General features: G+C 42.1%; 4 protein-coding genes and 1 pseudogene. 4 read left to right on the forward strand and 1 reads right to left on the reverse strand.

The features are described from left to right. The 4 genes from LC574_RS27995 to LC574_RS28010 form a co-directional block, all read left to right on the forward strand. On the forward strand, nucleotides 1–718 hold a 718-nt coding region (locus tag LC574_RS27995), incomplete at its 5' end, for a thiamine pyrophosphate-dependent enzyme (RefSeq protein ID WP_229456932.1). 885 nt (nucleotides 719–1,603) lie between these two features. Continuing rightward, nucleotides 1,604–1,783: a hypothetical protein gene (locus LC574_RS28000; protein WP_229456933.1), complete on the forward strand. Its 180-nt coding sequence runs from the start codon at nucleotides 1,604–1,606 to the stop codon at nucleotides 1,781–1,783. A gap of 178 nt (nucleotides 1,784–1,961) precedes the next feature. After that, nucleotides 1,962–2,342 carry an integrin alpha gene (locus tag LC574_RS28005; RefSeq protein ID WP_229456934.1) on the forward strand — a complete coding sequence of 127 codons (381 nt, stop codon included), beginning with the start codon at nucleotides 1,962–1,964 and terminating at the stop codon, nucleotides 2,340–2,342. A 45-nt stretch (nucleotides 2,343–2,387) separates the two neighbouring features. Beyond that, complete coding sequence (locus LC574_RS28010) at nucleotides 2,388–3,677, forward strand: calcium-binding protein (protein ID WP_229456935.1); 1,290 nt, start codon at nucleotides 2,388–2,390, stop codon at nucleotides 3,675–3,677. Nucleotides 3,678–3,783: 106 nt separating this feature from the next. Here the strand turns inward: LC574_RS28010 and LC574_RS28015 are convergent. Beyond that, nucleotides 3,784–4,362 (reverse strand): annotated as a pseudogene (locus LC574_RS28015) (extracellular solute-binding protein); the annotation flags it as partial. Nucleotides 4,363–4,483: the final 121 nt, after the last annotated feature.

Consider the following 4,483-nt stretch of genomic DNA (forward strand, 5'->3'; position numbering starts at 1 on the left):
GCCCAATGCCCCATGCCCCATGCCCCATGCCCCATGCCCAATGCCCAATGCCCATAATTACAATAATGACAATTGTTCATTAGGCGGCGTGAATCCTAAATGCTTGTATGCTGCCTTTGTCGCCATCGATCATGTAATTGCTAGTGGTCGAAATGTGAACATCTTAGTCATGGATACAGAAGTGTATTCTAATACAGGCGGTCAATCTTCTAAAGCTACGCCACGAGCCGCAGTTGCTAAATATGCCGCCAGTGGTAAGCCTGCACCTAAAAAAGACTTAGGGATGATTGCCATGACCTACGGAAATGTCTATGTAGCGAGTGTAGCCCTTGGAGCTAGAGATGAACATACTCTCAAAGCATTTCTGGAAGCAGAAGCTTATGATGGCCCATCAATAATTATTGCTTACAGCCACTGCATAGCCCACGGCATCAACATGACCACAGGGATGAATCATCAGAAAACTTTGGTAGAATCAGGACGTTGGTTGCTGTATCGGCATAATCCAGAGTTGCTCAAACAGGGTAAAAATCCATTGCAATTGGATATGCGATCGCCTACGCAATCTGTAGAACATTCAATGTATCAAGAAAATCGCTTCAAAATGCTTACCAAAAGTAAACCCGAAGTAGCCAAGCACTTGTTAGAACAAGCCCAAGCTGAGGTAGATGCACGTTGGCAGATGTACCAATATCTGGCAAAGCGTGATATTTTCTGAACATTAGCCCTGATTTTTAGTTACAACATACCATTTTTGTAACTAAAATCGTTATTTTAGTTACAACATAACCATTTTGGTTACTAAAATAATTATTTTTGTTACAAACATTATAATTTTAGTTATAAAATAATCATTTTGGTTAGTAAAGTCATTATTTTTGTTATAAACAACCAAATTTTCGTTACAACATAATCATTTTAGTTACTAAAGTCGTTATTTTTGTTACTAACGCTATGATCTAAGTTGTGTTGAACTCAAATTTTAGTCAACAAACGCCCCAATGTTGGGTTTCGTTCCTCAATACAATCTCTAAAAAGAGCGCGATGTCTACGAGCGGCTGTCATCCTCGAACACAAGAGCGTGTTGCACACAAGATTTACTAACGCAACTCTTGGAGACGCTGCGCTTCGCTTGCCTCCCCGTAGGGTTACGCTATCGGTGACACGAAAACTTTATATAGCACTTCCTAAAATTCACTTTAACTTTACCATAATTACACCTAGCCTCTTGACAATGCTTAGATATTTATCAGAAGATTTAAGCAATTTAACGGTTATAACAACCTCTTACAGCAGTTTTCATATATTTGAACCACATCTGTCGTAGGGGTAAAGCGCAATGCTCATTAGTGTCAACTTAAGCTAAAAATCGCTTATCTGTTGGCTTCCACGCCCGCCCAGAAATGAATTTCAGCGGCTCATAGCTAAAGTCTACTCAAGTAGACTAAAGATTTTTGGTTATTATATTTAGTCATCAAAAGATGACTTTTGCTATTAGCAAGGAACTTCAGTTCCTTGCGGGACATGACTTTCACGTTAAGTTGACACCAATGAGCATTGCTATGCCCCTACCGCGTGGTCTATTTACCTGAAAATAGCTGTAATGCCTACTATGAGGTTCCGCCTCGCTCAAAAGCATTTCCGGGTTTTACCTAGAAACGAGATTTATCAAACAACTTTAGCGATCGCACCAACCGATCAAACCACCAAAGATCAACTCTGTGCTACAAGACGCGCTACGAGGTGCTACGGGAATTATGGAGTATTGGTATTGGGTCGTTAATCGAGTTCTTCACTAGGGATGGATGAGATCAAAAGAGAGGTTTAAAGCGTACCTATTTTGGAATGCTTTGTAAAAAAGTGGGATGTTTTGTATAAACCCTTGATTTATCTTTTTCCGAGTTAATATATGAACTACGCAGTCAATAACTATTTAATAACCAGATGTGGGGGAGCTAATTATGGCTAATTCATTATTTAATTTCCTTAACCTCTCTGATTTGAATGGCACTAATGGCTTTATAATTAACGGCATTGCAGAAGGTGACTATTCAGGCGAATCAGTCAGCAATGCAGGGGACATCAACAACGATGGCATTGACGACCTGATTATTGGGGCATATCGTGCCTTCTCCAACGGCAACTCTTATGCTGGGCAAAGCTATGTAGTGTTTGGGGGGACGAATCTGGGCAGTGGCGGCAGCTTCAACCTCTCTGATTTGAATGGCACTAATGGCTTTTTAATTAACGGCATTGCAGCAGGTGACTTATCAGGCGAATCAGTCAGCAATGCAGGGGACATCAACAACGATGGCATTGACGACCTGATTATTGGGGCATGATTTGCCTCCCCCAACGGCAACTCTCTTGCTGGGCAAAGCTATGTAGTGTTTGGGGGGGCAAATCTTGGCAGTGGCGGCAGCCTCAACCTCTCTGATTTGAATGGCACTAATGGCTTTTTAATTAATGGCATTGCAGCATATAACGAGTCAGGCATCTCAGTCAGCAATGGGGGGGACATCAACGGTGATGGCATTGACGACCTGATTATTGGGGCATATCGTGCCTCCCCCAACGGCAACTCTAATGCTGGGCAAAGCTATGTGGTGTTTGGGGGGACAAATCTGGGCAGTGGCGCGATTATCCTAACGGCAACTGCTGATGCAGACACTCTCATCGGTACAATTGGGAACAACATCATCGAGGGCAAAGCTGGTAACGATACCCTGACAGGCAACGGTGGTCAAGATAAGTTTGTATTTCGCCCTGGCGATGCCAATGACATTATCACTGATTTTGGTGGCGTTGGTAAAGGCTCAAACCCATCATCGACTGTAATTGCCAATCTTGATACACTGCAATTTATAGGTAGTGGATTGACTGCCGAAAATCTGCAACTAACTCAAAAAGGCAACAACTTAGAAGTCACCTTTGAAAATGTGGCATCTACCAAAGTCCAATTGCAAAACTTCCTCTTAGAAAACCTGGATAACCTGCCACAAACTGATTCAAGATTTGCACTGGGCAATATCTTATTTGATGGGCAAACCAGCATCACCGACAGCTTTGATGTAATTAATGCCAACTCCATTCAAACTAGCATTTTCAACAAAAACACCGTCACCTTCCTCAATGAATTAAACAATAACATCGCAGGTTTTGACAACTCAGATGATGTGATTAATGGTCAAGGAGGTAACGACATAATTAATGGCTTGAGTGGCAATGACTTGTTGCGGGGCGGGTCAGGCGATGATATTCTCATCGGTGGAGAGGGCAATGATACTCTTGTGGGTGGATTCGGCAATAATATTCTCGTTGGTGGTGTAGGTGCTGACTCTTTCGTTTACAACACCGATGCAGACTTTGCCCTGACTGCTATTGGTCAAGACACGATCGCTGACTTCAACTACTCCCAAGGTGATCAGATTATCTTGGATCAAACTACTTTTAGTGCGATCGCTTTAACAAGAACAGGTTATCTTAAGGATAGTGATTTTCAAATCACAACTTCTTCTGTGGCGTCTAGCACGGCGAAAATTATCTATGACGCTGCCAGTGGGCAGTTATTTTACAACCAAAATGGCAGTGCCGCAGGTTTTGGTAGTGGTGGTCTATTTGCAACTCTAACTGGTGCGCCAACTCTTACGGCATTAAATTTTGTGGTGCAAGCGTAGTTTGTCCAAGACACCCTTTTTCAAACAGGACTTACGCAACTTGCCTAAGTCCTACATCCATTTCCACCCCGAAATTCTTATATTTAACTATTATTTCCTTTGTCTCCTAACTCCTAGTACTGTTCCACTCTTGCGCCGCATCCTCTACAGCTTTATCCACAGTCTTCTGCCCTAACATTGCTGCTTGCAAGTTTTCGTAAACTGCCTTTTGCAGTTTGTTGGAATCCTTCAAAGTAGGGGTTAATATTTCTCCCTTTGGCAGTTCTTCAGCACTCATAACTCGCGCTTTTTCTATTGTTGAAGCATTAGCTGGAACATCTTTAAAGTAACTATCAGATAATGCTTTGACTGTAGAAGGTAGAACATTTGCAGCTTTAGCAAAAGCTAACTGATTTTCGTCATTGGTGACAAATAAAGCAAACTTAACAGAAGCGTCTGGTTGTTTGCTATCACGGGGAATAACCATATTCATCACCGCGACATTTTTCTTACCTGTGTCACCAGTGAGTTGAGGTGCTATTGCCGTAGCTTGAGCAATTCTTGGGGCATTATTAGCGATCGTTTTCAGAAACTCTGGCCCAGAAGCTAGAAACGTAGTCTCTCCAGATTGGTATAAATCGATCGCGTGGCGATGTCCTTGCGTCAAAGCTTCTTTAGGAAGTAACCCTTTTTTATACAAGTCTACCCTTGAAAGCTGTTTTTCTACTTATGGTGCTGGGTTTGAAGACTGAGCATGAACTATATCTAACTCTTCCAAAATGTCTTTGTCGAGAACTACATTTACACTTTCTAAATTCTCTTTGAGT

It is taken from the genome of Nostoc sp. CHAB 5715 (assembly GCF_020829685.1).
Lineage (GTDB): Bacteria > Cyanobacteriota > Cyanobacteriia > Cyanobacteriales > Nostocaceae > Nostoc.

What these genes read in the sequence shown, in the direction of transcription:
- LC574_RS28000 (WP_229456933.1), top strand. Translation starts at nt 1,604, where the DNA reads ATGCCTACTATGAGGTTCCGCCTCGCTCAAAAGCATTTCCGGGTTTTA.
- LC574_RS28005 (WP_229456934.1), top strand. Translation starts at nt 1,962, where the DNA reads ATGGCTAATTCATTATTTAATTTCCTTAACCTCTCTGATTTGAATGGC.